Origin of the sequence: Dryocola clanedunensis subsp. sulfonylureivorans (assembly GCF_016756775.1) — a bacterium.
Taxonomy (GTDB): domain Bacteria; phylum Pseudomonadota; class Gammaproteobacteria; order Enterobacterales; family Enterobacteriaceae; genus Dryocola; species Dryocola clanedunensis.
The window spans coordinates 1-26,050 of the sequence record NZ_JAERMU010000014.1 but is presented as its reverse complement, the minus strand read 5'-3'; the positions used below and the strand labels follow the sequence as shown (position 1 = coordinate 26,050).

The window sequence follows — 26,050 nt, the reverse complement described above, 5'->3', positions numbered from 1 at the left end:
GGCTGTCATGCGTCTAGTTCATGCAGTTTTACCGTTACTGCTGGTCACACCGCTGGCCTGGGGAGGAAATATGGTTTTCCAGTTCACCAACCCTAATTTTGGCGGTAACCCCAATAACGGCTCGTTCCTGTTAAATGAAGCACAGGCACAAAATTCCTACAAAGACCCGAGTTACGACGATGATTTTGGTATCGAGACTCCTTCCGCGCTGGATAATTTTACTCAGGCTATTCAGTCGCAGGTTCTCGGGGGGCTGCTGACCAATATTAATACCGGGAAACCGGGTCGTATGGTCACTAACGACTTTATTGTTGATATCAAAAATACGGATGGCCAGCTCACGCTTAACGTTACTGACCGCAAAACCGGGAAAATATCAACGATTCAGGTTGCTGGCTTACAAAGTAACTCTACTGATTTCTAGTGGACTTAAACAATCAAAAAGTATTTAAGGATAAACATCATGCAGCGCTTACTTCTTATCGTAGCAGTGTGTTTATTAAGTGGTTGTTTAACCGCGCCACCTAAAGAAGCTGCACGACCTACTCTGATGCCTCGGGCCCAGAGCTACCGCGATTTAACCCATTTGCCGGAAGCTCAGGGAAAACTGTTTGTCTCGGTCTATAACATTCAGGATGAAACCGGTCAGTTTAAACCTTATCCGGCGAGTAACTTCTCCACCGCTGTCCCGCAGAGCGCCACCGCCATGCTGGTCACCGCGCTGAAGGACTCCCGCTGGTTTATCCCGCTGGAACGTCAGGGATTACAAAACCTGCTTAATGAACGCAAAATTATCCGCGCCGCCCAGGAAAACGGCACCGTTGCAGATAATAACCGGCAGCCTCTGCAATCTCTGATGGCGGCAAACGTCATGATTGAAGGTTCCATTATTGGCTATGAAAGCAATGTGAAATCCGGCGGGGTCGGTGCGCGTTACTTTGGTATCGGCGCTAATACGGAATATCAGCTCGATCAGATTGCGGTGAACTTACGCGTGGTGAATGTCAGCACCGGTGAAGTCCTTTCTTCAGTCAACACCAGCAAAACTATTTTGTCTTATGAAGTGCAGGCCGGCGTATTCCGCTTTATCGACTACCAGCGCCTGCTGGAAGGTGAGATCGGCTACACCAGCAATGAACCTGTGATGATGTGTCTGATGTCTGCTATTGAAACCGGCGTTATCTACCTGGTGAATGACGGTATCGATCGCGGGCTGTGGGACCTGAAAAACCCCTCCGACAGAAACAACCCAATACTGGTTAAATACAAAGAGATGTCAGTTCCTCCGGAAGCGTAATCGCCGGCGGACAATAAAAAACCAGCCGCGGCTGGTTTTTTTATTTATTCAGTCATCGCCGAGAGTTGTTTTGCTTTTCTGGCCGCAAGCCAAAGCCCACTGTTCTTCATTGCAAAGCCAAATACCAGGCCAAGTAATAAAGAAGGCACGACGATCCGCCATTCACCCTGGTTGGCGAACGTTGCGCAGGCTCCGATAAAAGTACCGGGCACAAAAGAGAGCAAAACGTGCCGGGCCTGAAGACACATCAGGAAGGCGACGACGCCGGTGACCACATAGCCGAAGATCTCAAGCTGCGGTGCAAGCGCGCTGCCGTGAATGATCACCTCCGCCCAGATAACTCCGCTACACAATGTGCATAGCGAAATAAACAGCCCCTTCAGGCCGCCCTGCGGACAAGCAAAATAGGCCGTGCAGCCAAGGAAACCGGCCCAGCTAAGCAGGCCAAGACTGACCGCTACCCAACCCCAAATGCCTGAGAGGATACCGGTGGTCAATGCGAGAGAAATGAGTATGTTCATGGCGGCGTATCATAGCAGAGCCTTGCTGCGCCACTACGATCTGCCGCACGTTTTATGAAAGAAACAAAAATTTATTGCATATTAAATGTGATGACAGTCACATCACTCCTCTTCAGATTCTTCCAGCTCATCACGCATTGCCTGAATAGCCTCACGGCTGACGGCGGCCAGCGTCCGGTAGAATGACGTTGTCGCGTGGGCTTCTACTTTACCGAGGAATGTGCCGCACCAAGGCAGCAGGTACTCATCGAAAAGCATAACCTGAGCTTCGTATTCATCTTCCTGAGACTGGTCTTCCAGCCAGGAAGCGGCCAGCAGCAGAGTGCCGAAATGGTCGGCTGGCGTTTCGGCAAGCGGCATACCGCGCGCTTTCAGAAATTCACGCACTTCCCCTTCCTGACTCCCCTCTTCCCAGGCTGAACGATAAGGCGACACGCTGCACTCTTCCCCAACGAACAGGGCATTATAATCGGCGGCCATCAGCTGAGGATCGCAGCCCTGCTGAAGTCTCGCCAGCAGCTCATCCTGCTCAAGGGGCCAGCTTGCCGCCAGCTTCCCTTCACGGATCATCGTCAGCAGCGGCACCAGCAGCGGATCCTGCGGCTGGCGGTAAAACAGCGATCCCAGTACACGGCAAATAATAGAAAACTCATTCATGCTTTCAGTCCATTAAGGGGGGAGATTAGAGCGTGGCAAACTCAGCTATCGGAGCCATGCCACGTGATTCAAGGAAAGCTAACAGACGGCGCGGAGAGACGTTCAGAATACGCTCCTCCGGGAAACCAACCTCATCAAGAATTTTACGGCACTCGGTGAAATCCCCCAGGCTAAACGCCGTATGGGAATCTGACCCCAGCGCCAGCCAGCCGCCAGCATCACGGACGGCAGCCGCAATCTCATGACAGTTAGGGCCGCTCCCCTGGCGCGAATGGGTGAAGGAGGAGTTGTTCAGCTCCAGCGCCACATGATATTTCGCCGCCGCCTCTGCGATAGCAGGAATATCAACCGGGAACTTTGGGTTGCCAGGATGGCTGATGATATGCACATCCCCTGCGGCCATCGTCGCGATCATTGCTGCCGTGTGGGTGACTTTATCCTGCGGGGGGAAAACAGGTTCGTGGAAACCGGCGATAATCAGATCCAGAGCATCGAGCATCGGCCCGGTGCAGTCTATTTCCCCTTGGGTATTTTTAATATTCGCCTCAATGCCGCGCAGAATACCGACGCCATCTACCAGGCGCGGCCAGATACGCATGTTCACGAAATGCCAGTAGTGCGGCGCATCAGCCATGTCAGGGCCGTGGTCAGTAATGGCAAATAATTTAATGCCTTTGCTTTTAGCAATGGCAATATAGTCATGAAGGGTACTGTAGGCGTGGGTGCTGGCGACGGTATGCATATGCAGGTCAACGGGATACATGGCTCTCTCCTTTTCTCTTTAAGCCAAGGATAGCAGTTATCGCCGTTGAATTTTAGCCCGGCAGCGGCGCCGGGCCGCAGTTTAATAGCCGTGCTGCAGAGAAACTTCTCCGGTCGGCTTATCGCCCTTCTCAATCTGGCCGATCGTCTTTGCAATATAAGCCATAGCCTCATCCGGGCGTGTCACCGCCGCAACGTGAGGGGTTATCGCCACGCGAGGATGTTTCCACAATGGGTTATCGGCTGGTAGAGGCTCTTTCGCGAAGACGTCCAGCATGGCACCTTTGATCTTGCCGTTTTCCAGCGAGGCCAGCAGGTCTGCCTCCACAAGATGGACGCCGCGCGCCAGATTAAGCACATACGCCTGGTCGGCAAGCTGCGTCAGCAAAGACTTATTGATGATACCCACGGTTTGCGGAGTATTCGGTAGCAGATTAATCAGCACTCGCGTATCGCTGAGGAACTCACCGAGTTGCTCTTCGCCCGCGAAGCTTGTGACGCCTGGATAATCCTTTTTACTGCGGCTCCAGCAGCGCACCGGGAATCCCCACGCAAGCAGACTTTCCGCCACCTTGCTGCCCAGAACGCCAGCGCCGAGCAGGCCAATAGTGAACGCTTCGCGACGGTAATCTTCCAGCGGCTGCCAGTTCGCCTCAAGCTTTTGTGCCTGGTAATCATCAAAACGACGGAACCAGTGCAGCACCTGGCTTACGGCATACTCCTGCATCTGTAGTCCCATCCCGGTATCTTCCAGGCGGAACAGCGGCACTCCGGCGGGGAGCATATCGGGGTGAGCCTGAAGGCGGCTGAGAATAGAATCCACACCGGCACCAAGCGCAAAAACCGCCTTGAGCTGTTGACGTCCGGCGAGCATTTCCACCGGTGGGTGCCAGACCAGCGCATAATCCGCAGGGCCGTTATCGCCAGGCGCCCACTCACGAACGCGAGCATTGGGCAGTAAGTTTTGCAGGCCGGTCAGCCACGACCGGGTATCGAACGTTGGGTGATAAAATATGATATCCACGCTTTCTCCTCTTTTTTTCTTAGGCTTACGCGAAACGCGAATCAATTCAAGTCCTGAATGTAATAAAAAAGCAGCGGCCTTTGCTGATTTAAAGCACAACTTGCGTGAAGTTTGGCTAAACGAGCGGAATTCGGTGAAAAGGTCATTGACGAGATAAGTCATTTTCCCTACATTAGCGCCCGTTCCAGCAGCGCTGGAGCAACAATACGGTGAGGTGTCCGAGTGGCTGAAGGAGCACGCCTGGAAAGTGTGTATACGGCAACGTATCGAGGGTTCGAACCCCTCTCTCACCGCCACATTAAAAGAAGAGCTCGCATGCAAATGCGGGCTTTTTTTTCGCCTGTAGCACCATACGAGAGAGGGTGAGAATCCTCGACAGGGTTCGACAACAGGCTTTAGCCTGTTGGACGTCAGGGACAGATATGGCCATGACGCCCGCAGGGTGAGCGTAGCGAATCAGCCCCTCTCTCACCGCCACATTAAAAGAAGAGCTCGCATGCAAATGCGGGCTTTTTTTGGTTCATCACGGTTTAGCGTGAACCAATAGAAAGCGGCGGTAAAAGTGGTTAGTTTTGTATTCGCCAAAACACTCACCAGCCCCTCAGAACAACCGAATCATACGGATGCATATGAGATCGTGTCAGCAGTGAGTATTGTCACGAAGGATATCATTACGTTATTGGGCGATCCCGTCCGATGAAAATACACAATCCGGGTGCGCCATACTGCTACATTTACTGAAAATGCCAGCCTGCGACTGGCATTTATTTAGTAAATAAATTTGCACAGCGGGTTATATTAAATAACAAAATCATATTCACATAGGTTTAATATATTGAAGTAAAGCATGCAAACATCACTTTCGAAACGAATGAAGCCACATTACAACCAGGGAAAATCATCATAACCATGCCATAATTAACTTGTGTTAGTTCAGATTTTATTCCTGGATACCGTGATGAACAAACTCGCCCCACTTATGTTGCGTAAGATTTGCATTACCTTTTCAGTTTATTTCTTTTTATTAATCGCCCACGTGCTTTTTCTACGGCCCTTAATGACCTGCGCGGAAACAGTGTTGCCTGCTGTTCAGCAATACTGAGATGCATATTTTTTTCAAGCAATGCCCATTCAGCTTCAGTCCAGGGACAAAAACCTGAATCAGATCCCTGAAATTTCAGACCGAGCTTACTTGCCTGTAACTTGATGGCGCCCGACGTTCTGCCAGGTAAGTGCTCTTTCAATTTTGTTCCCAGCGTCGGGTAATATTCGCTCAGGATCTGCAACTCTTCTTCCCGCCAGTAAATACCACTCGTTACGCCAATTTTCGCAGCCCGGCTGAATATTGCTTTTTCGCTTCTGGCTGGCAGGATAGCCATAATATGCGCATAACCAGCACCGTCAGCATAATAGTGACGGATAATTTCATCTTCTTCTTCAGTCCATTCTGAGGGCCTGCTTCGACGACACCCCAGCTTATGCGCCATCAATCCGACGGCTCCCGAGGTACGCCCTAGCCGGATTGATATCTCCACCAGAGACATTTTACGATAATTTTCTTCCAGAAAATTTAAATCCTTAATTGTCCATCTGCTGTTGTTATTCGGATTCGGGGTCTTTTCCCCCATGCCTGGACTCCCTGATAACTCTATTATTCCGCATGAATATAAATGCTGCTCAGGCAACAGTACTTTTCCATATCGTTCAATGGAAACAGCGTTGTATCACAATTTTTCATCCGGAATACAGGGCGCCCCCTCAATTTCAGGACATTCTGATAGTTGTGCACATAATGGAAGACGTTTTATTAGCAGATAACGCATAATTCAATTTAAAAGCCCCTGCCTCCCCACGGGCAAGTTCCTTAACTTCCTGTATAAATTGCGTGACTACATGAATGTTATCCGACTGTGTCTGGCTGTTGGTGACGGCTGCTTTCGTCTGCCCTGACGCCTGACGTAGACCAGGCATTGATAAGCTGCTGCAGATGGCTTTCAGACTGTGCATGAAGGCTGGCACTGGCGGCAGAGGGATCGCTCAGCATACGCAGCTGCTCCTCAAGCGGTACCGTCTGGCGAAAGCTGGATATTGTCCTGAAAACTACCGATTTTAGTTCGCTGACGGTAATGTACCTGCCCTTCTGTCCGTCCAGCGCATCCAGCTTGTCCGACAGCGCCTGCAGCTGCACCATGCCGTCGTGCCAGCCGTTCATCGCGTTCGCCGGGAGAGCGTTAACCGCCAGATGCTGCTGCCACCGCTGGCGCATCGCCGCGACCTCCTTGCTTTCGGGCCACAGCGCCTGCGCCTGATCCAGCAGGGCGTTGCCGTAGTGCTGCGTCCAGTCAGGTGACAGCGCCGCCAGCGCATCAAGCTGCGTGGACGTGCGTTTTAGCCACGTCGCCGGGTCAGGTTTGTGCCCCTGCGCCTGCTGGAGCTGCTCGCGGTTCAGGGCCTGCGGCAGAGCCGTCACCGAAGCGGTTAATGCTCTCGAGGCATCATCAACGCGATGGAGATAGTGCCAGCCCCATACCGTAACAGCCCCAACGACCAGGGCGGTACAGGCTCCTGCCAAAAATGTCGGCCAGCGCTTTGGCGACGGCGGCATTTCATGCGCAACGTCAACATTCACCTCCGGTTCAGGGCGAATGACATACACCAGACGACTGCCGGATGATGCAGCTTCCGCCTCACTCTTCAGCGCCTGGGCAGGCAACGCTACCGCGGGCGTCTGCGCATCCGAAGATGTACTGTTTTCCAGTCTTATTAATGCATTATGCACCTGCTGTGATAACGCCGCGGTCTGACAGGCATGCTTCAGAGCCTGGCGGGAGAAAATGTCATCCAGCGCGGTCAGCAATTTTTCTGCACTCAGTAAAGCAGGCAGATCGTTATGATCCAGGCTGAATGTACGGAAGGTTTTTTGCAGCCGCTGAAGCAGACCGTTTATGATCTCCACCCGGGCATGCGTGGGCTGCGGCCACAGCTGCGTCCACTGGTGTCCAAGCAACGCCACAAGCACGGACAGCCCTTCGTTCATACCGTTAACGCGCGCAAGGTGGCTACGAGCCAGGGTATACCAGGCCGCCGTTTGCAGTTCGACACCGTTGTGTTCAAACAAAACCAGCGAAAGCGTCTCTACATGCTGCCAGTCCACGTCCGGGCGCGCCGGATGGGTCAGCTTGCTCATTTCTTCACGCAGAGCGGCAAAATCAGGTAACGAACGGGGATCGCTGCCGGTGCGTACCGGGCGGGGTTGCGGATCGTGCATTTTTACTTCCCTGATAAAGATTAAGAGGTAGTAGCGGGCAACAGGTGTTCAAGCAGGGTAAAAAACTCATCTTCGACAAAAGCGTGTCTGCTGGCTTTTCCAGAAATCGCGTTTTTGCAGACATGCTGTCCCTGTGAGTTATCGCCTGAAAGTGGAGCACCCTACAAGCGGGTCTGAGTATCGAGGAAATGCTGCTGTTTGAGGTGGCGGATAAGCACGCGCCCTTCCGGCATAAAGTCCGTGCCGTAGCGCACCAGGCCAATGCCTTTTAGTTCGGCATCAATGGCGTAACGCAGCTCGCCGGGGAGAGTTTGATCCAGCATCACGACGCTGATGCTTTTCAGCCGTGGCTCATACTTCAGCAGCACATCGGATAGCGTGCCCATCAGCTGATGGGCGGTGCCGGGCAACCCCTGGAGGATTTTAGTCATATCCGGCAAACCGTAATCCGGCAGGTGCGCCAGCGTCCCGGCACGGCAGTTGAGGATGCGCTGCATATTATCCAGCACCGAGAGGATCACCTGGTTCTGCTCGCTGACCTGGTGAAGATCGAGATCGCCGGTGAAGTTGCCAAAAAGGGTCTCATACAGCGACGGGCGTGGCGACTCACTCATCTTTCAGCGCCTTCAGGGTTAACCGGTTGTTACCGGCCTCAATAACCCTCGCCTTGTCCGGATCGAGGTCGTCCCGGCTCAGTACCACGCGCCAGGTGTTGTTTGTCTGATCCGGCGACATAAACATCCCGGCCACCGCCACATACTGCGCCTTTTCGTCCATCGGCATATCGACCGTCACGGCCCCGCCCGGCTGCAGGCGAATGTCTTTCTCCGCCACCAGGTCTGCCTTGATGGCCTGACTGTCAGTCTTAAACAGTGACGGGTAGTCCGTCGTATCGAAGGTTTTACGGTCCTTGAGCTGATAGATACGCACCACTGTGGACAACGGCACGCCGCCAGCGTTGCTGTTTACGGCCTCACGGGCCCTGATATCCAGATGCAGGGTCTTTATCTGCTTATAAAAAATCGATTTGGTCACGGCGACGGTGCCATCTGTGACGCTCTGGGTCAGCCCACAGCCAGCGAGCATCAGTGTGATACTCGCGGCCAGTGCCACCAGGGGGAATTTACCAGCGGTACTCGCCATCTTCATCGGTCTCCCTGCGGTGAATATGTTCCTGAACGCGCTCATAGCGGCCCAGATTGATGGTTATGATTTTGGTGTGTTTAAGGGTGCATGCAGGATCCAGCGGCCGCATAACGGCAGTGCGACCCAGCTGCACCGCACCTGCTTTGGGTTTGCTGCTCATCGTCGCATCGGGAAGCAGGCTGCGATCCACGCACAGCTGCAGCCGCACATCGAGACGTGATCCGAGATAGACATGCAGCAGTGCCATTAAATCGGTATGAAGGTCTCCCCCAGGCAGCCAGCTCTGCACTTCTTCCGGGTCGGTGGTGGTCAGTCTCATCAGCACCTGACTGTTCACATCGGTGGCATAGTTGCCCATCACCGGGCGGTTGGCCAGGGTGACAGGCTGGCGCACGCTCATGGTCAGCGGCTTTTTCAGCGGAACACGACGCTTGTCGTGATGCCAGATTTTCGCCTGGGTATGGGGGGCCAGCAGCCGCACCAGTGAGGCCATCCCTTCCGCGGTACGTCCCGGCAGCAACATCACCGGCAACAGCGCCAGAAAGCGTGAGGCCGGGGCCGCAATATTGTCCGTACACCCATCAATGCCGAGTCCCGTCAGTCCCAGCAGGTACTGCGATATATTGTCCCTGCCGCCCGCTTCGAAGCTCGCCGGATACGAATATTTACGCCAGATGCGATAGTACTGGGCAATCAGCCGGTGGTTGAAGATATCGAGAAAGTCAGCGGTCGCCTCATACCCTTCCCGCCGCTGAGTGATGTCATCGATATAGTGCGTGGGCAGCGGCGATTCGACACCGTAGAGTCCCATGAAAGTGACACGCACCGTGGGCGGCAGGTGCGGATGTTCAGCTGGCTCAAGTGCTTTAATTTCCGAGGCGGGAAACCCCATTCCCGGATGCGGCCGAAAACGTACCGGTTCATGACGCACCTGCCAGGTGCTGCCGGTGACCGGCCTGTCCGGCTGGCTCTGTTCCAGTAACTGGCAGAAGCGATAAAAGTTGATGTGTGGCAGCCGGTCACCAAGCTGCGCAATCAGCCTGGCAGGCGCGGACTGTGATTCTCTTTCCACCGGATGCATTTTCCTTCTGGCTGAACAATGAGCGTGAGCTGGTTAAACTGGTTCATATCGGCATAGAGACCAAAGAACCGGTTGAGCATTTCACCGAACAGGTGAATATCTCCCTCCCCTGTGAAACCGTTGCTGTCGAGGGTGACTTCGATGTCCAGCCCCCGCAGCAGATACCCCTGTTCAAACCGCTGGAGTCGGTGATGAGTGACATGCTGAATGGCTTCCAGCCGGCGATTATTGAGTTCATCCTCCTGCCAGTTATACAGCGCCAGCGTTCCGCGCAGCACCTCGGCGGTACTCATCATATTAAGGAAGCCGGAGCCAAGATGGCTCAGCACCCGCCAGTGAAAACGGTCTTCGGCAGGGGGGTAGACCGGCAATGTAGGTTTGACGAGATTTCTGACCGTTAACGGCGCCTGCACTACCTGTTCACAACGGTCAAGCAGCGTGCTCTGCAGCGCGCGGCGCGGTAACTGACCGTTAGTGCCGGTGATTTGCAGCGAGACGGCTTCACGCTCAAACAGGCGGTCATCTTCCCACTGGTGACCGCCGAGAATAAGCCAGGTGTCATACAGCCCGGTCACACTCCGTTTCACTCGGGTGTGGTAGTAACGTGGCGGGGCATGACGACGCATCATGCCCCCTTTATGACGAAAGCTGCTGAAGGGGACGTACTCCGCATCACGGGTCCGGTTTGAGCCGGTGACCGAATCCACCGAGTAAATCTCGGTATGTCCGTCCTGCAACCTTTTCGGTCGCAGCAGATACTCGCTTTCAAGCCCGGTGATGGTGAGCGGGTCAGCTTCCAGGGTGAACAGGTTAATCACCGGCACACAATGAAGACGTACGGCGTCATCACTCACCGGCAGGTCTGAGGGCCAGGGCGTACTGAACACCACTTCAATGTCGAAATACTCAGCGCCCGGCGGAGGCGTGATGCCGTCCAGCCCGTTAAGGTGAACAAACATAAACTTGTCGCGGAAGGTGAAGTACTCCAGCAGCAGCTGATAGCCGCTGAAGGCGGTATCGCCTTTAGGCCACAGGCCGTCCTCTTCAGCAAACCCGCCTGGGGAAAAATACCCGTCAAGGCGGATACGGTCAGTCTGCCCGGGTAAACGCATGTACAGCGCCGCCTGCCGTTTCGTCAGCATCAGGTGCAGCTGGCTGCTGACGGGCGCATCCGCGCCGAGGTACAGGCTCAGATGACTGAGGTCTGCATGAGACCAGTCCGCCTGAGTGCTGCAGGCAAAGCGCATCGAGAGCCGCGAACGACCGTCCGGTTCGGTGGCCATGGTCACGCCAGAAACACTGAGCGGATTGAGCATCACATCCCGGGTCGTACGGTAGCGACAAACGGTGTTCTTCGGCCCCACCGGGCGGGAGTACACTTCAAGTCCCGCGGGCATCACTTCCGCCATTTTCACGGCCTGAAGCGCGGGCGTGAACGCCACCACCGAAAGTGACGGAATGGTGCGCAGATAGTGTGGCCAGAGCATGCTGACCAGCCCTTCGGTCAGCTCCGGCAGGTCGTCGTCAATCTTTTCACGCAGCCGCCCCATCGAGAAAGCAAAGCCTTCAAAAAGGCGTTCGACATACGGGTCAGGTGTCCCCGCCTTATCCAGGTCCAGCATCGCGGCCCGGTCAGGGTGGGTCTGAGCAAACTCTTTCGCAGCATCACGGAGGTAGCGCATTTCCGCGTCGTAATAACGCAGGGTTAAGTCATCCATTTTATTTCTGTTCCTGTGGATTTAACCGCAAAGCACGGCAGCACGGGCGGGATCGACCGTAATCAGCGCGGCCAGCAACTTGTCCATCAACGGGGTCAGGCGCACTTTGTCGGCCTCACTGCGACCGGCTTTCAGGCGCAGGAGTTTCAGGTGGCGGGCCCGAACTTCAAATAACAGCTCAGGCTCCCATTCGGTGAGGGTGACGTCACGGGCCCGTTCTCCCAGTTCGGCAAACAGGTGCACCGCCAGCTCATTTTTTCCGTACTGCTCGGCAATACGCCCCATCAGCAGGCGTAGCAGCCACTGCTGGCGTGCGCTGGTGATGCCGGGACGGGTCTGCAGCCAGGTCAGCGCCGCATCCGGGCCGCCACTGTCGGCCAGGGACACGGCTTCCGGCTCCAGGGAAAGGATATCGTCATGACCGGCAGCCATCTGTGCGGAGGGTGTGTCATTGCCCCACCCGCCCGTCGACTCCAGCACATTCTGCTGGATCCAGTTCAGCGTCACTTCATCGGCAAACGGCGTGCCGTCACTGAAGGCCAGTGTCTCCAGTCCGGACAGACGGGCCAGCAGTCCTTTCATGTCAGCTGCAACAATGTCGGCCAGCGTCTCCTGCCCGGACTTCATCAGGGCCTGGTGGATATACCACTGCAAATCCAGCCACAGATGGTTGGCGCCCCGGGAAAAGGTGCTGTCCGCCGTTTCCAGCATTTCACTCCAGTTCTGCTGCAGATAGAGGCGTTTCAGTAACGCCCGCTGGTCGGCCCTTGGCGGTTCGATACGCGTGCGACCCTGTGCATCGGGGGCCGGAATGGCATGCAGCGTATCGTGGCGCAGGCTCTTCATCAGGTGATGGGCTGACAGCCATCCGTCAGGCTGTTCACGCAGATATTCGGCGAAGGTACGTGCCTGCGCCAGTAAATCCTGGCCAGAGGTAATACGTCCTGTGACCGGGGCGTCACCGTGACGTATTGTTGATTGCGGTTCGCTGTTGCTGGCATTCTGCGGTACAACTGCGTCCACACCACCGGCTTTCTGCAGACGGCTTTCCAGCGCACCAAACAGCGCATTAAGCTGTGGACGGTTTTCATCGGGCTCGTTTTCTGTCAGCTGAGCTATCAGCAACAGCGCGCCAGCGGTACGCACTGCCTCATCCCTGACCACTTCCGGGTACAGCGACAGGCTGTCGGTCATTCGCGAACCAGCCAGCCATTCCAGCGCCGCCTTGCGGCTGCGGTCACGCTGCGGATACAGTCGGGAACCAAAGCGCTCAAGGAGTCCGGCCAGCAGTTCGAGGCCCTCCGCCAGGCCCTGCTCACCTTCGCGGTGCAGTTTTGCCCAGCAATAGTACGTCGCCACCCGAATGTCTTTGGCCGTACCGGTGAGTAGCTTCTCAGCCAGCTGGCAGATGAGCGCCGTGTCAGCCCCGGAGAGTTTATTAACCTCCTCCCGCATCTGCTGGAAGTCGTCGTCGTAGCCCGGGTCATCCCCGACGGAGGACGCCCCTGACAGCGGTTGCAGCCAGCGGTCCCACTGCGCCACCCGTTCACGGGTGCTCTGCAGCAGCGTCGCTTCCTCTGCCTGGCAGGCGCTGAGTAATGCACTCAGGGTACTCATCAGTAATCCCCCCCGGTATTGTTGCTGGCGCTGGCTATTGAGCCTGACGGTGCCGCACCGCCCGTGCTGAAAATGGTCTCCGGCAGACGGAATTTACGCAGCTTCAGCAGCGCCAGCGGCCCTTCTCCGGCTTCGGTGCGCAGGGTATAGTTCAGCGCGCGTCCGTCCTGTGCTTTCCAGTGCAGGCTGTAGCTGCTGCCCACCCCCGGATACGCACTGACAGACGCGGTATCGAGCAGGCGTATCCAGCCCCAGGCGCCCGGGATGTCCGCATACTGACGGGTGCCTGCCTGGGTACTTATCCAGCTTAACGTCGCCCCGGGGGCTTCCGTGTCACCCGGCCAGGTGAAGCGTTTCCACGCCGGGAGCTGGTTCACGTAGGTCAGCTTCTGGCTGTCGATAATCATATCGGTCTGCATCACCCCGGCGGCGGTGCCGGGGCGCAGCTCAAAGTTCATGCCGGCATTGCCTTCGGTGAAAGCCACATCGGAGATATGACTCAGGGTATTGATGGCGTTGAGGAAGGTCGGGTTAAAGGTCAGCCCCTGCGCGTTAATGCTGTCCGGCACCCAGTGATTCCCCTCGCGATGCAGAACACCCTTGAGGCGAGTCTGCAGGAACTGTGCGATACGCCCGGAATCTGCATTGAGATATTTGGCCAGCAGCGGCAGGGACACATCACTGCTGCTGTTGCTGAACGGATAGCGCCCGCCAAACGCACTGTTCCATTCGTTAACCACCGCCTGCTGCCACTGGGCATTGAGGCTGTCGGCCGCCGGGGTCAGCACCTGCTGCCAGGCCTGCTCCATCGGGTTCACAAACACCGTACGGCCAAACCCGCTCCACTCCTGGCCGAGGCCGGCGGCAATCAGGCTGCCGTAGTCGCGGGTTTCGGTCAGATCGACCGCCTTGCCCTGGAATACCGTCTGCGCAAGGGTCTGGGTCATGGCCTGCGGGTCGGCCGCGTTGGTCACCTGCTGCAGGCGCAGACGCACCTGGGTGACACGGGTCAGATACGACTGGAGGCTCTGGGCCTGCATGCCGGAGCGGGTTTTGTCCATCAGCGCCAGCACCGGGCCAAAAGTCGCGTCCAGCGGGCCGTGAACGCCGGCGCTCTGGTCAATCGCATCCTTATTGTCCCCACCCAGCAGATTTTTTGCCGACTTCACCAGAGAATCGGAAATCGCCTCACCAGTTTGTCCGGTGCGTCCCTGCACGTTCAGGGTATTCATCAGCGCCACCAGAGGTGACTGGCGTACATCGGCCATCAGGGTCAGCTGGTCAATCGAGTCCGACAGCGTGGCCGCCTGATTCCAGCGCAGGCTGTTGAGGAACTCCAGCCAGGCACCGCCAAAGTCGGTAAAGTAACGCTCCGTCAGGCGTTTCTTCAGCGCTTCCGGGGAGGCTTCATCCTGTGATACCGCCTGACGCTTGCTGTCAGTGAGCACCCAGTCGAGCTCATCCCGGCGCGCCTTCACCACTTTATCGATGGCAGGCTGCACCGCCTGCTCCCAGGCCTGACGGGTGAACATCCCCGGCACCACCTCAGCGGAACTGAACAGGCGGGCCGCGTCCGTGTCGCCGGTCATGTCTTCCAGGCGCATATCGACATACAGGTGTGCGACCCGGGAGAGCATCTTCTGGTACAGGGAGGACTCGCTGTTGCGCATGCCCATCAGGCGAACCAGCAGGGACCGCGCCTGGCTGACCATGCTCTCATCCGCAGATAACGTCCACTGCGGATGGGCCGCCAGCTGTGCGCCATAAAACGACAGCAGCGACGGGGCCATACCCTGCCAGACGCTGTCTTTCACACCATCACGTTTCGGCCAGTCATGCAGCAGCGTCGCGCTGAACCAGCGCGCATCCATACGTTCCGGGCGGGCCAGCATCAGGTAGAGCCTGAGCTGGTCATAGGTGGTTTTTGCCATCTGCTCGCGCAGCGGACTGCCCGGCGGCAGCGCGTTAAAAGCACTGACCTGCTTCTGCAGGTGGTCTGCAGCTGCATCCCGCAACAGCGGCAGCGCGCTGTCCTGATAACGCGGCCAGAGGGCGGCCAGCAGGGCGTTATTCTGGCTCAGCCCGGCCTGTTCATACCACGGCACGCCGTGCTCTGAACGGTACTGCAGACGGGCCAGCGTTTTCTGCAGTTCAGACAGCGCATGCAGACGCTGTTCCAGCGGCTGATTTGACCGCGCGGCCAGAGAGGCCTGCACATCTGCCCCGGCAATCTGACTGCGGTTACTGACATAGGCAATCCCCATCCAGGCAGCCCAGCCGACCATCAGCAGGGCTACAGCTGCAGCCATCACTTTACGCCACGGAATGCCCGGCTTGCGCGGCCGCAGTGCGACGGGCAGCATACGAACAGAATCAGGCAGAACATCCCAGCGTTTGTCCATCCCCCAGTGGTGCTTCACGGCACGTTCAGCACCGGCAGACGGCTGACTGAACACCACGCCGGCCAGCGGCAGCGGGCGGTACGGATTGAGCATCACCGACAGCGGTGCGGCCACGCTCTGTGGTTCGCGAATAAGCTGGTCGGCAAGCGTCAGCAGGAAGTTATGTTTCACCTCTCCGCAGGTCTGCTGCAGGCCCTGAGTGGTCAGTTCCGGCGTCAGAGCAGCGAGCTGCTCTGCCAGCCCTTCCGCACGACTCCCGGCAGGCAGCAGACAGCCCGTCGCCTGCACAATGCGCCCTTCCGGTTTACCAGCACGCGGATGCAGGGACCAGGCATACAGCGGGATTTTCCAGCCCAGCACGTCCATGCGGTCGCTGATGGCATGGGAAAGCGTATCCATAGTACTTTCAGACGGTACCGGCAGCGGCTGCTCCAGCCCCGGTGCTGAGAGCTGGTCAAAGGCCGAGGTGACCCACACCAGCCCATCCACCGGTCGGCGACGTAGCTTACGCAGCGCCGTCAGCCAGGCACTGTCTGCTGGTGTATTGAGGTCACCGCCCCACAGCAACAGCGTGCCGCGGTCTTCCTGCCAGAGCTGGCCCGTAAGACCGGGGGTCAGCTGTTCAACCTCAGAGGCAGTACCTGTTATCAGCAAAATACGTGTTTTACGTCCCCAGCGTCGGCCATAGAGGTTACGCATGGCTTCACGAATGGTATCAACGGTGACATTGCGTGGCGGAGTCCGGGCAGCTCTTGATTCATCAGAAGGCAGCGCATTGTTCTTCTGCTCCTGCCAGCGGTGATACTTTTCCCGCATGAACCGGAACATAAACGGCGTATAGAAAAAAATAAGCAAGACTATCCATACGGCAGCAAATGCAAACATTTGCTTAAGTCGGGTGTCAAGGCCATGTGAGGGGCCAAAATGAAGGATCAAGGCCCCTGTAATCGCTGAGATGCAGGCTATTATGCCGACAAGCCCCCCTCTGCTCCATGAACTACCCGGCATCATTTTTTTCACTCCCTGAGGTAACAGTACTGACGAAACGGTCAGTACCTGAGGTAAACAGCCCTAAAACAGGTTTGTTGCTGACGGACACGATGTCGGCCAGTAATATGGCTAAAAGCCACGCACTGCCAGCACCTGGAATACCGTTATATTTTTCCAGTACATCAATTTCCTGCGGCACCCACGGCGTCAGATGTGATTGCGACACGGTCATTAGCTCAGCAAACCAGTCATTCCAGTTCCCGTAGTCACAAAACACGTTTGATGTCTGACAGGCGATCGTTTGTGTTTCGAGGAACAATCCCATATCAGCTTTGAAATTTGTCATGTCCAACGGCATTGGTCGCAATAGGCGGGCAGAGTGAGGAAGCTGATATTTTTCAGCAATATCATCGCTGGTAAGCATCATGACCGCGAGAGCATCGGAATACTGTTCAGCAGCCTGATTTTGCAATATCAGGATCAGATCAATGTCGAAAACGGGATTTTTAAGGCGCTCTTCGATCCAGGCAAAAGAAAGGGCTTCACAACATGAAATCGAACCTGTCAGCGCACGCCCTGGGTAAGTTCTTCCCCATGATTCGCGAAACCGGGTCTCGAAGTCTGAGGAATTTATGTCACTCACAATGGTGACGTTGAATGGCACTGTCGCAGGCAACATCGCGATCGCGTTTTGTACACCGGCCAGACCCAGTTCGAGCAAGGAGGTGGACGTCGCTGATATCGCATCAAAATGGCTGGTCAGTGAAAACAATTGCGGCGCATCGGCTGCATCTGATTTAGCAATGGCGTCAGAGGTCACTCCAGAAGGTAGCAGTATGCTGCTTCCAAGCACGGCCAGATAGCGGCCAGCCCAGGCTTCCCACTGTTGCTGTCCGTATTCAGCTTCCTTCTGCAAAAACTGATGTTCATTGACTGTTCTGCCCCACAACCACCCCCGTAAACAAAACAGGAAAAACCAGCCAAGAACCGGACTGGATGCCAGCCACCAGATATTGAATGCAGCCAGTACCTTAACCGTGCCTGACGCATGCAGGATAAACAGCAAAATACCCACAACCGCGGCAACACCTCCTGCCAACAGCCATCCTGTAAAAGATGGCTCAGGAGGCAACTCCATTGTTGTTGCTTTCGTCCTTTCCCAGCTCATTGATTATCCTACTGTGCTGTTTTGAGCACTTGAAATTACAGTACAACCGCACTGACATTTGCAGCCATCGACGACGACAGCACGACCATTAACTGTACGATATGGTGATCCCTCAACAATGGGATTAGTTCCATGTCCTTCAACAGGACAACTGACTAAATCACCAACAAGAGCAACCTTGATACCGTTAACCGTAAAATTTGCAGAGGCAGAAATTACTTTTCCGCCGTGAGAAGTTTTATCACCAAGTAAAACAACACCTTTAGTCATAATGACTCCCTGACAGACATTAATGCCTATAAGAATTAATATTGATAAGAGCGGGCAGAGCCCAATATAACAAATACAAAATAAACGACACCAAGCATGCAATGGCTAAAAACATCCAGCACACCCAGTCTTTATTTTCGTCATCTTTATGCTTTTCCTTTTAAATAAATAGAAAGAAGTAGCCAAATTAGCAAACCAGTCAATGCCATGACGCCAAAAGAAACGATCAAACACATACCAATAATATACTTCATGATTCACACAAGTTTATTTCATTGAAAGTAGTTTTTCATAATCAGGTATAGTCTGATGAACTGGACCAATACTGCCATCTGGATATGTTATTTCTAATCCAGAAGGCTTTCCCTTTGCACTACTGAGCACTACTATTTTATCCATGTGCACAACAGGTTCTATTAAAATTTTATTTATATGGTGAACATTAAATCTTCTGGTCCATTGATTAGAATCGACATTCCCACCAAACAACTCAACATACTCGTTACCAGATCGACTTAACGTTGTAATCATAGGGAAGAAGTCTGTGTTTATAACAAAATCCCCTTGAGATTCTTTAGCGCTACCTGTCCCATAACCATCGCTAAAACCATACTTGTCAAAATCGAGGATATAGTTGGTAGATAAATTATTTCTATCGTGAACTAATGGGTTGGAATTATTGATATGGAAGCTTATTTTAATTGAATTGAGCATCCATTGGCAGGAACCACCTCCTTCAATGGCAATCTGTGTTTTCCAAGTGTTACCATCCTTTTCCTTAGTGAAAGCCTGCTTAAACCCATTAATGCCCTTAATATCGTACGATTCTCCACTTGAATTCTTACTAGTATCCTTACATATGTCCGAACGATACATTACTTGCATTGGTTGAAGCATAGTCCCATCTGGCACTTTAAACAGAACCGTAACCCAATGAGCATCTTTTGCTGGTGACAGTGTTTGATCTGTATGATCACCACAGCCAGCTACTGAAAGAAAAACGATAAAAAGAATTATGTTATTATTTAGAAAGTTCAACCTCTTCCTCCGTGATATTCGAATAGCGGATAAGTGAATTTTTTCCAGTTTCTTCCTTAAGTGTCAGATTTAAGCTTGATGGAAGCATGTCCTGAAGCTGAAAAAATATCTGATTCCGTCGTAGCTCTTCTTGGTTACTCCTGCCTGATTTCGCATTTGATTCCATGGTACGCTGAAATGATTCTCGCATTTCTTTTCGCCCCATTGGGCGAGCAGGATCCGCTAACTCCAAAACCTGGTTATGTATGTAAGGCAGATATTTATGGGCCATAGAGTGACTTCCTGGATTGGAAAGTAATCCATCCAATGATGGATTTGTATTTCGCGGAAATATCTTCTCCAACATAGCTTTCCCAATTGACTCTACAAATGCGGCTTGATGTTTACCTGATGCAGCTAAAGCCTCATCATTCAGCGAGGGGACTAAATACAATTTTACGGATGCATAATCGCAAGAATACACCACACCAGGCGATGGATTGTCACGCCCCCCACCACCAATCCATGGTGTATACTGGTGATTTTTCTTCATCACACATTGCTGTGCTTGGAAAAATATAACGATATTACCATGATGCCAATAAGGATCTTTCTTTGTTTGCAGCCCCAAAGATTGCTTTCCTAATTGCTCAATAGCAATTCCGATACCTAATCCTGTCGTAGCAAGCCAGTTAAACCCTAAATATTCCCCTATAGGACCAAACTTTTCATAAAAGTCGCTATCTAAATCTGCGTCCGGTGGAATTTGAGTGACGGTATCATTATCATTTACATGACGATAGTGAGTAATATCATTAATACTCTGAATTGCAGACATGCTGAATGTTCGCGGCATACCATAAGTATAAATTATTGGTTGGTAGTTTTTCATGTCTGCCGCATAGATCAGCGCCAGAGCCCCTCCTAAACTGTGACCACAAATGTATAATTTTTTTGTATTTCCAGTATCATCCAGAGACACATCTATTTTCTTGAACGCATCACCAAACTTATTTTTTGCTAAATTATATGCATCCAAAAAACCACCATGAACATTTCCGGCACTGACAATCGAGCCAGGACATTTTTTAGGGGCAAAGGATGCATCTGTAATTCCATTCAAAAGGCTATCAGTACCACACCATGCAACGATCAAATGAGCCGAACATTCAACATAAAACAACCGGGTATCCCCCTCAGGTTGCTCTGTCTCGCGCGTATTCATATATATTGCCTTTAGATATCGCTGATTGAATGGTACATCTACAGACAATGTATGATAAAAGGAAGGGTATTCAGCAAATTGAGGAACGTTGGATAAATCCGTACATTGTTTCAGGAAAAAACTCTCTATTAGGTTACTATTTTTCTCATTTGAATAAGCGAGATCTGCCATAACCCCCAAGTTTAATCCATTTGCGAGCGAGTAATCCTTGGTATCATGTAAATCCAGCACCCACGCACGGAACGGGCATATCTCAATAACGACTCGGTTATCAAGATACTCTCTTTCAATGATATGTCCTTTAAGCGAACGCTGCGGGGGGAAATGAAACTCCGGTAATGTAGGCTGATCCCAGTCTTTTATGGTTGGAGCTTCATCGCACAGTTCTCCAATCGTAACATAACGGTATAAAAAGCCATCTGACTCAGCCTTGACCTGAATATCAGATTTATAATCTTCAGCAGCATCTTCACTGCGTTTGGTGAAAGGTTTAGCACTTTGAGGTTGATGAAGGGGATTTCGTTTTACTCCGAGGACTCGTGTTTCCATTTCATCTGCGAGCTTTTGAGGATCAAGCACTAGTGTAAGCTCAAGCCAGTGAAGCTGCTCTATTCTGATAATACCATTTGCATCACTGTTACCTTTATAGACTGGTATGTGATTAATTCTGCTGGCTTCATTTTCCACTGTATATGGTATACCAGCCACAGGGTCACCAAGCTCATCAACGAGCTGAATTTCAGACCAATATTTTTTCTGTTTGCCCGTTAAAGCAACAGGAAACTTAAGGTTAAGTGAAGATACCGCTTCTGTCATAATCTTATTCCTTATTATCCTATTCTTCGTCCGGGAATATAACTTTCATGGATGAGGGCAAATACGTATAAACAGGAAGCGTTTTACCATCAGGCCCAGAAGTACCTTCGTAGACATCACCTTCGGCAGTTGTGATGTGATAACGCGTAAACGGACTTATCTCTCCACTTTCTGGATCTTTCAATGTGAAACCTTCACCGTAACCTTTAGGGAAGGTCACAGGAGGAGTGCTGAGCGTTGCAGGTCCAGTCTGGTTAACGTTTGCAGCCTTCTGCAAAATATTGCCAGAGCAACCAAGTTCGATATTTATGCCAGCTAACTTTATGTACGAGCCGTCAAGATTCTTCAGTACAAGTTCTGAAGCAGCGCAAATCTCAACTTTTCCACCAGAGCTTGTCACCTTGATATCCTCACTGGCTGCAATATTTAAAGCACCATTTTGCGCCTGCAAATCAATAAGCCCCTGCCCTGCGTACAACTTCATCCCTGAACTTTGTGCAAATAAGCTGACTGATTTGGCCGCAGCCATCGTTACGGAATCAGCTGCGCTAATATCAGCATTTTTGCCTGCCATGATTCCAACACTTTGCCCACCTGATGAAACTCGCACAGCTTCAGGACTTACTATCCCAATACCATGCGGTGCATGCGCAACAATCCCAGCCTTCTGTAACTTATTTAACGAGCGGTTTAGTTGCGACTGACTGTCAGTTTCTCCTGAGAGTGCTTTTGCACTTTGAGCTGCTTTACTCAGGCTTCTTGCCAAAGAAAGTGCTTGCTCAAGCTGCTGAATAGCGGCCTGCATATCGAGCATTCCGCCCTCAGCAAGTGGTTGCTCGTCAGCACTCAACATAATACCTTTGCCACCACGTATACTGATCCACTCATCAGTTCGTAACTCAGCCCCCTCTCCACGTAACGCACTGTCTGCATTGACATTATGTCCAAGATTGAGCTGCGTTTTCCCCCCGTACTCCGTGCTGAGCTTAACGTGCTCCTCACCGCGCTTGTCCTCCATCCGCAGCTTATTCAGGCCGGCGGTACGGATAACGTTGCGCGTGCTGTTGGCTTCAGTGACGTGGTCGACATGGCGGGAGTCATGCATCGCGTGGGCGATATACGGCCGGTCCGGGTCACCTTCATGGAAAGCGATGGCCACTTCGGTACCCTGTATCAGCGGGAAGTGGAAGCCGTACTTGTCACCACCGTAAGGCTTGGCAAAGCGCACCGGCATACTTTCCATGCCCTGACGTTTGTCATCACGGTCGGCATCAAATTTTACCCGGTACAGGCCCGATGCATCCTGCCAGGCGTAGATATCGTTGTCTTTGGCGCTGGTCACGCGCGCCATCAGGGTGCCGCTGACCACCGGACGCTTTTTGGCTACAGGCCGCCAGCAGCGGTTCTCGTAGTAAGGCATCGCCGCCCACTCCACCTTCAGCGCGTTCTGACGGCTGGCGGTGTAGCCGGCGCTGATGATGATGAGCCCGTTTTCGGTTTCACGGGGAAGAGTCGGTGGGATGGCCGTTTCAGTAATGGTCAGCACCTGGGCCGGGCTGAGGGTGTGGTCGGTGCTGCTGCCGGTTACGGTGGTCTGCCCGGACAGGAAGCGCTCATGCTCCAGACGCGCCCAGAAGTTGGCGGTTTCAGCTGTCGGATTAATTTTGTCGCCACGTTCAAGGTGGCGCGGACGGTGGTGATACACATCCCCGTAGGTAACACCGTCGCCGTCGCCCCGGGTCATGTCCGCAGGAACGGACATCAGGATGTTCTGGGCTTCCCGGTGGTTGTAATCATTTGCTGTAACGGAACGTTCCACCACGTTCTGCCGGACGTGCACGTCCCACACCGAGTCGACCGCATTGTCATTCGTCCCTGACGGGCTGTTCAGCGGGAGCTTTTTCCCAAACGTCCATGCACTCTGCTTGTCCGCGAAATGTACCACTTCGGTCTGGGTGTCAGGCTGCAGGGTGAAGAAGTAAAAAATCCCCACCTCAGCCAACAGACGTTCAATGAAGGCGAGGTCGTTTTCCTGATACTGGTTAATCTGCTCACGCTTTGGATAGTCGGTTTTGAGGGTGAACTCATACTCCCAGCCTTTCAGGCCATGCTCCTGGAGGACTTCGGTGACCACCTCTGGTACCGACTTATTGACGAAGAAGCGATGGGTACGGAACTGGTTACGCAACAATGCCATAAACGGTTCAAGTGTTATCATGTATTCGGCCTGGTCGGCAGAACTTCTTATACGCTCAAAGTGCGTCACCACGCCATGCACTACTTTCTGACCAGTCAGCATAGTGAGCATCCCGGTTCCCATGGTCAGGGTTGCCGGTTTGCTCAATATCTGGCTGGCATCAATATTTTTATCTATGCTGGTAAAACTGATGTCATAGCGATAGAGCTGGCTCAGCGATTCAGTCCCACAGAAATCTTCGACATCCAATGACGAATGACAGGAGGGAATATTAAGCTGATAGCGATTGAGAGTAGTATTAACCAGACCCGAAAAGGTATTCTGTAACATGTCTGTCAGACTCATTGTCATAACTCCGTGGTGGTAATCTGTTTGATGTCACCACCAGTTAAAGTGAGGTAATAAAAAACAAATCATTTATATAACCAGCGCCCAGCCCTGGCTGACTCAATAAACATTCGTATCGTTAGTGGCGATTTACTCTGCGTTATTTTTTTGCACAGGAATGTAGATTTGCCCTGCCAGGGATAGTAATTATTAATGGAAAAACCATCTGCCGTGATATGAAAGTGATGGAAGAATGCGTCGACCATTTCAGCAACGTCTTCAACTTCAAAGAGCTCCTGCAATACGGCATCATCATCTATGTCCACCCTTTTCATAAAAAGAGTTGTGACCAAAGGGAGGTCATGAAGAATAAAATCTCTTACTTTGTCATCAGTTACCCTGTTCACCAGATTTTATCCTCTTCACGAGCAATGATGTTGTAGCGCATGACCGTTCGATAACTGATAACGGAAATGTCATGCGCAAGAATCACCCATCCCAAAACAGGAACCGCCCTCCCCACGAAGGCACCAAGATTATTAACCCAAAAAATCTTTATTCCTTTCAATGAAAATGACTTCTTCGTAAGTGTAGGTAATACTCTTTTTCGAAATTTATAGCTGATATGCCTGCGAAAAAATAACGAAGCTGGAGATGTTCCCCTGGTTGCCGTTTCCGGTTTGCCTGGTATATCAATGATGTTGTTACCCAGTATTAAAGCGGCGATGCCAACGATATCCTGTACACCCAATTGTTTTTCTGTTTCATCTACCAGCACCCAAAAAAGCAGCTCCCAGGCGGTCAGATTATTCATGCCGTCAAAAAAATAGGTTCCGTTAAGCTCTTCAACAGTATCCATATTATCTGTCCTGATTAGTCCCTGAATTCCAGCCCGATACCCTCTTCCTCACTCCACCCCAGGGTGAGTGAGCGGGGTTTCTGTTTAGCCGCCATATGGGTCAGCAGCTGCTGGCTCAGCACCGGCAGAATTTGCTGGTTCAGCAGGCTGTCGACGTTACGTGCGCCTGTGTCCGGCAGCAGGCAGGCGGCGGTCAGGGCGTCAAACAGGCTCTCGCCGATGTTTGTTGTCAGGCCGTAGTGGCGATGCAGGCGTTTACTGACCTGCGCGAGCTTCATCTGCACGATGGTGCGCATGGCAGGCTCACTCAGCGGACGGTAAATCACGGTCTGAAAGCGGGCCAGCAGCGCGGGCTGGAAGTGGTCGCGCAGGATCGGGCGCAGCAGCTCATGCAGATCGCCTTCGCTCGCCTCCGGGCGTTCATCCAGCAGCTGCATGATGTGGTCGCTGCCGAGGTTGGAGGTCATCAGAATGACGGTGTTGCGGAAGTCGATTTCACGCCCTTCGCCGTCGCGCATGAATCCGCGGTCGAAGACCTGATAAAACAGGTTCATCACGTCGCGGTGGGCTTTTTCTACTTCATCCAGCAGCACCACGCTGTAAGGGCGCTTGCGCACGGCTTCGGTGAGAATGCCGCCCTGGCCGTAACCGACATAGCCCGGCGGGGAACCTTTCAGCTGCGACACCGTGTGCGGCTCCTGGTACTCGGACAGGTTGATGGTGATGAGTGACTTCTCGCCGCCGTACAGCACATCCGCCAGCGCCAGCGCGGTCTCGGTCTTGCCGGTGCCACTCGGGCCGACCAGCAGGAACACGCCCTGCGGGCCGTTCTCTGACGTGAGGCCGGTTTTAGCGGCGCGAAGGCGCTGGGCGATAGCGTTGAGGGCCACGTCCTGGCCCACCACGCGCCTGCCGATTTCGTTTTCAAGGTTCAGCAGTTCGGTCTGCTCATCCTTCATCAGCGAGGAGAGCGGCACGCCGGTCCAGTCGGCAATGACGTTGGCGACGGTGCGGGTGTCCACGTCCACCTGAATCAGGGCGCTGCTCTGCTGGAGCGCATCCAGCCGGGTCTGTAACGCGTGGATTTCCGCCTGGCGGCTGATGTCCTGGCGGCAGGCCATCAGCTGCTCGCTAATCGTTTTTTCTTCGGTGAAGCGGGATTGCAGAAGGTTTAGCGCACTGTTTTTGTCCTGACGGTGCCGATCGATGACGGCCAGGCGATCGCTGTGTTTATTTCCCCCCACCGCGATATCTTCAAGCAGCGCCTGTTCTTCCAGCTCCAGCGCGGTCAGCTGCGCTTTCAGGCGCACAATCTCTTCCGGCACGGTATCCAGACTCATCCGCACGCGGGCGGCGGCGGTGTCGAGCAGGTCAACGGCTTTGTCCGGCAGCTGGCGTCCGGTGAGGTAGCGGCGGGAGAGCGTCACCGCCGCGCGTACCGCGTCGTCGGTAATGTGAACATGATGATGTTCGGCGTAGCGGGATTTCAGGCCCCTGAGCATCAGGCAGGCGGTGTCGTCGTCCGGCTCGTCCACCTTCACCATCTGGAAACGGCGCTCAAGGGCCGCATCACGTTCAAAATACTGTTTGTATTCGCTCCAGGTCGTGGCGGCGATAGTACGCAGCTCGCCACGAGCCAGGGCTGGTTTCAGCAGGTTGGCCGCGTCTGCGCCCCCCGCCTGGTTCCC

At 53.5% G+C, this 26,050-nt stretch carries 22 protein-coding genes and 1 tRNA gene; 3 read left to right on the top strand and 20 right to left on the bottom strand.

The window, feature by feature from the left end; all coding sequences use genetic code 11:
* The first annotated feature begins 7 nt into the window (after positions 1-7).
* Positions 8-424, top strand: coding sequence for a curli production assembly/transport protein CsgF (gene csgF / locus HYQ67_RS15285; protein ID WP_202304765.1), 417 nt, complete (start codon positions 8-10; stop codon positions 422-424).
* 39 nt (positions 425-463) lie between these two features.
* The gene (gene csgG, locus HYQ67_RS15280; RefSeq protein WP_202304763.1) at positions 464-1,297 is read left to right on the top strand and encodes a curli production assembly/transport protein CsgG; all 834 of its coding nucleotides are present in this window, start codon (positions 464-466) and stop codon (positions 1,295-1,297) included.
* Between the two features lie 44 nt (positions 1,298-1,341).
* On the opposite strand, the gene HYQ67_RS15275 is transcribed toward csgG, so the two are convergent.
* The 4 genes from HYQ67_RS15275 to ghrA all read right to left on the bottom strand — a co-directional run bounded on the left by HYQ67_RS15275 (position 1,342) and on the right by ghrA (position 4,261).
* The gene (locus HYQ67_RS15275) at positions 1,342-1,818 is read right to left on the bottom strand and encodes a DUF1097 domain-containing protein (RefSeq protein WP_202304762.1); all 477 of its coding nucleotides are present in this window, start codon (positions 1,816-1,818) and stop codon (positions 1,342-1,344) included.
* A 102-nt stretch (positions 1,819-1,920) separates the two neighbouring features.
* Positions 1,921-2,475, bottom strand: a complete 555-nt coding sequence (locus tag HYQ67_RS15270) for a TorD/DmsD family molecular chaperone (protein WP_202304760.1) — start codon at positions 2,473-2,475, stop codon at positions 1,921-1,923.
* Between the two features lie 25 nt (positions 2,476-2,500).
* Entirely contained in the window at positions 2,501-3,238 is a 738-nt protein-coding gene (locus HYQ67_RS15265; protein WP_202304759.1) for a phosphatase, read from the bottom strand.
* An 81-nt stretch (positions 3,239-3,319) separates the two neighbouring features.
* Positions 3,320-4,261, bottom strand: a complete 942-nt coding sequence (ghrA, locus tag HYQ67_RS15260) for a glyoxylate/hydroxypyruvate reductase GhrA (RefSeq protein WP_202304758.1) — start codon at positions 4,259-4,261, stop codon at positions 3,320-3,322.
* A gap of 208 nt (positions 4,262-4,469) precedes the next feature.
* Between ghrA and HYQ67_RS15255 the strand changes: the two genes are divergently transcribed.
* Positions 4,470-4,557 (top strand) — tRNA-Ser (locus tag HYQ67_RS15255).
* Between the two features lie 702 nt (positions 4,558-5,259).
* Here HYQ67_RS15255 and HYQ67_RS15250 read toward each other — a convergent pair.
* The 16 genes from HYQ67_RS15250 to HYQ67_RS15175 all read right to left on the bottom strand — a co-directional run.
* Positions 5,260-5,889, bottom strand: a complete 630-nt coding sequence (locus HYQ67_RS15250) for a hypothetical protein (protein ID WP_202304757.1) — start codon at positions 5,887-5,889, stop codon at positions 5,260-5,262.
* 272 nt (positions 5,890-6,161) lie between these two features.
* On the bottom strand, positions 6,162-7,529 hold the full coding sequence (locus tag HYQ67_RS15245; RefSeq protein WP_202304756.1) for a VasL domain-containing protein: 1,368 nt from the start codon (positions 7,527-7,529) through the stop codon (positions 6,162-6,164).
* 161 nt (positions 7,530-7,690) lie between these two features.
* Positions 7,691-8,143 (bottom strand): type VI secretion system baseplate subunit TssE, encoded by a 453-nt coding sequence (tssE, locus tag HYQ67_RS15240; RefSeq protein ID WP_202304755.1) that lies wholly within the window; start codon positions 8,141-8,143, stop codon positions 7,691-7,693.
* Positions 8,136-8,672: a type VI secretion system lipoprotein TssJ gene (gene tssJ, locus HYQ67_RS15235; RefSeq protein WP_202304754.1), complete on the bottom strand. Its 537-nt coding sequence runs from the start codon at positions 8,670-8,672 to the stop codon at positions 8,136-8,138. The genes tssE and tssJ overlap by 8 nt, the downstream gene beginning before the upstream one ends.
* Complete coding sequence (tssG, locus tag HYQ67_RS15230; protein WP_202304752.1) at positions 8,653-9,756, bottom strand: type VI secretion system baseplate subunit TssG; 1,104 nt, start codon at positions 9,754-9,756, stop codon at positions 8,653-8,655. The genes tssJ and tssG overlap by 20 nt, the downstream gene beginning before the upstream one ends.
* Positions 9,711-11,474: a type VI secretion system baseplate subunit TssF gene (tssF, locus tag HYQ67_RS15225; RefSeq protein WP_202304750.1), complete on the bottom strand. Its 1,764-nt coding sequence runs from the start codon at positions 11,472-11,474 to the stop codon at positions 9,711-9,713. Before tssF ends, tssG begins: the two co-directional genes overlap by 46 nt.
* A 21-nt stretch (positions 11,475-11,495) precedes the next feature.
* On the bottom strand, positions 11,496-13,091 hold the full coding sequence (gene tssA, locus HYQ67_RS15220) for a type VI secretion system protein TssA (protein WP_202304747.1): 1,596 nt from the start codon (positions 13,089-13,091) through the stop codon (positions 11,496-11,498).
* Positions 13,091-16,504 carry an ImcF-related family protein gene (locus tag HYQ67_RS15215; protein WP_202304745.1) on the bottom strand — a complete coding sequence of 1,138 codons (3,414 nt, stop codon included), beginning with the start codon at positions 16,502-16,504 and terminating at the stop codon, positions 13,091-13,093. The genes tssA and HYQ67_RS15215 overlap by 1 nt, the downstream gene beginning before the upstream one ends.
* The gene (locus tag HYQ67_RS15210; RefSeq protein WP_202304743.1) at positions 16,491-17,651 is read right to left on the bottom strand and encodes a hypothetical protein; all 1,161 of its coding nucleotides are present in this window, start codon (positions 17,649-17,651) and stop codon (positions 16,491-16,493) included. The genes HYQ67_RS15215 and HYQ67_RS15210 overlap by 14 nt, the downstream gene beginning before the upstream one ends.
* Positions 17,652-17,654: 3 nt before the next feature.
* Positions 17,655-17,921 carry a PAAR domain-containing protein gene (locus HYQ67_RS15205; RefSeq protein ID WP_202304741.1) on the bottom strand — a complete coding sequence of 89 codons (267 nt, stop codon included), beginning with the start codon at positions 17,919-17,921 and terminating at the stop codon, positions 17,655-17,657.
* 267 nt (positions 17,922-18,188) lie between these two features.
* Positions 18,189-18,959, bottom strand: coding sequence for a hypothetical protein (locus HYQ67_RS15200; RefSeq protein ID WP_237391267.1), 771 nt, complete (start codon positions 18,957-18,959; stop codon positions 18,189-18,191).
* Positions 18,943-20,979, bottom strand: coding sequence for a lipase family protein (locus HYQ67_RS15195; protein ID WP_202304740.1), 2,037 nt, complete (start codon positions 20,977-20,979; stop codon positions 18,943-18,945). Before HYQ67_RS15195 ends, HYQ67_RS15200 begins: the two co-directional genes overlap by 17 nt.
* A gap of 19 nt (positions 20,980-20,998) precedes the next feature.
* Positions 20,999-23,521, bottom strand: coding sequence for a type VI secretion system Vgr family protein (locus HYQ67_RS15190; RefSeq protein ID WP_202304739.1), 2,523 nt, complete (start codon positions 23,519-23,521; stop codon positions 20,999-21,001).
* Between the two features lie 68 nt (positions 23,522-23,589).
* On the bottom strand, positions 23,590-23,910 hold the full coding sequence (locus tag HYQ67_RS15185) for a DUF1493 family protein (protein WP_202304738.1): 321 nt from the start codon (positions 23,908-23,910) through the stop codon (positions 23,590-23,592).
* Positions 23,907-24,362, bottom strand: a complete 456-nt coding sequence (locus HYQ67_RS15180; RefSeq protein WP_202304737.1) for an STM2901 family protein — start codon at positions 24,360-24,362, stop codon at positions 23,907-23,909. The genes HYQ67_RS15185 and HYQ67_RS15180 overlap by 4 nt, the downstream gene beginning before the upstream one ends.
* A 14-nt stretch (positions 24,363-24,376) precedes the next feature.
* Positions 24,377-26,050: AAA family ATPase (locus HYQ67_RS15175; RefSeq protein WP_202304736.1), on the bottom strand; the 1,674-nt coding region annotated here is incomplete at its 5' end.

Excerpts from the sequence above, each read along its gene's own strand:
- csgF (WP_202304765.1), top strand. The coding sequence starts at position 8 with ATGCGTCTAGTTCATGCAGTTTTACCGTTACTGCTGGTCACACCGCTG.
- csgG (WP_202304763.1), top strand. The coding sequence starts at position 464 with ATGCAGCGCTTACTTCTTATCGTAGCAGTGTGTTTATTAAGTGGTTGT.
- HYQ67_RS15275 (WP_202304762.1), bottom strand. The coding sequence starts at position 1,818 with ATGAACATACTCATTTCTCTCGCATTGACCACCGGTATCCTCTCAGGC.
- HYQ67_RS15270 (WP_202304760.1), bottom strand. The coding sequence starts at position 2,475 with ATGAATGAGTTTTCTATTATTTGCCGTGTACTGGGATCGCTGTTTTAC.
- HYQ67_RS15265 (WP_202304759.1), bottom strand. The coding sequence starts at position 3,238 with ATGTATCCCGTTGACCTGCATATGCATACCGTCGCCAGCACCCACGCC.
- HYQ67_RS15250 (WP_202304757.1), bottom strand. The coding sequence starts at position 5,889 with ATGGGGGAAAAGACCCCGAATCCGAATAACAACAGCAGATGGACAATT.
- HYQ67_RS15245 (WP_202304756.1), bottom strand. The coding sequence starts at position 7,529 with ATGCACGATCCGCAACCCCGCCCGGTACGCACCGGCAGCGATCCCCGT.
- tssE (WP_202304755.1), bottom strand. The coding sequence starts at position 8,143 with ATGAGTGAGTCGCCACGCCCGTCGCTGTATGAGACCCTTTTTGGCAAC.
- tssJ (WP_202304754.1), bottom strand. The coding sequence starts at position 8,672 with ATGGCGAGTACCGCTGGTAAATTCCCCCTGGTGGCACTGGCCGCGAGT.
- tssG (WP_202304752.1), bottom strand. The coding sequence starts at position 9,756 with ATGCATCCGGTGGAAAGAGAATCACAGTCCGCGCCTGCCAGGCTGATT.
- tssF (WP_202304750.1), bottom strand. The coding sequence starts at position 11,474 with ATGGATGACTTAACCCTGCGTTATTACGACGCGGAAATGCGCTACCTC.
- tssA (WP_202304747.1), bottom strand. The coding sequence starts at position 13,091 with ATGAGTACCCTGAGTGCATTACTCAGCGCCTGCCAGGCAGAGGAAGCG.
- HYQ67_RS15215 (WP_202304745.1), bottom strand. The coding sequence starts at position 16,504 with ATGATGCCGGGTAGTTCATGGAGCAGAGGGGGGCTTGTCGGCATAATA.
- HYQ67_RS15210 (WP_202304743.1), bottom strand. The coding sequence starts at position 17,651 with ATGAGCTGGGAAAGGACGAAAGCAACAACAATGGAGTTGCCTCCTGAG.
- HYQ67_RS15205 (WP_202304741.1), bottom strand. The coding sequence starts at position 17,921 with ATGACTAAAGGTGTTGTTTTACTTGGTGATAAAACTTCTCACGGCGGA.
- HYQ67_RS15195 (WP_202304740.1), bottom strand. The coding sequence starts at position 20,979 with ATGACAGAAGCGGTATCTTCACTTAACCTTAAGTTTCCTGTTGCTTTA.
- HYQ67_RS15190 (WP_202304739.1), bottom strand. The coding sequence starts at position 23,521 with ATGAGTCTGACAGACATGTTACAGAATACCTTTTCGGGTCTGGTTAAT.
- HYQ67_RS15180 (WP_202304737.1), bottom strand. The coding sequence starts at position 24,362 with ATGGATACTGTTGAAGAGCTTAACGGAACCTATTTTTTTGACGGCATG.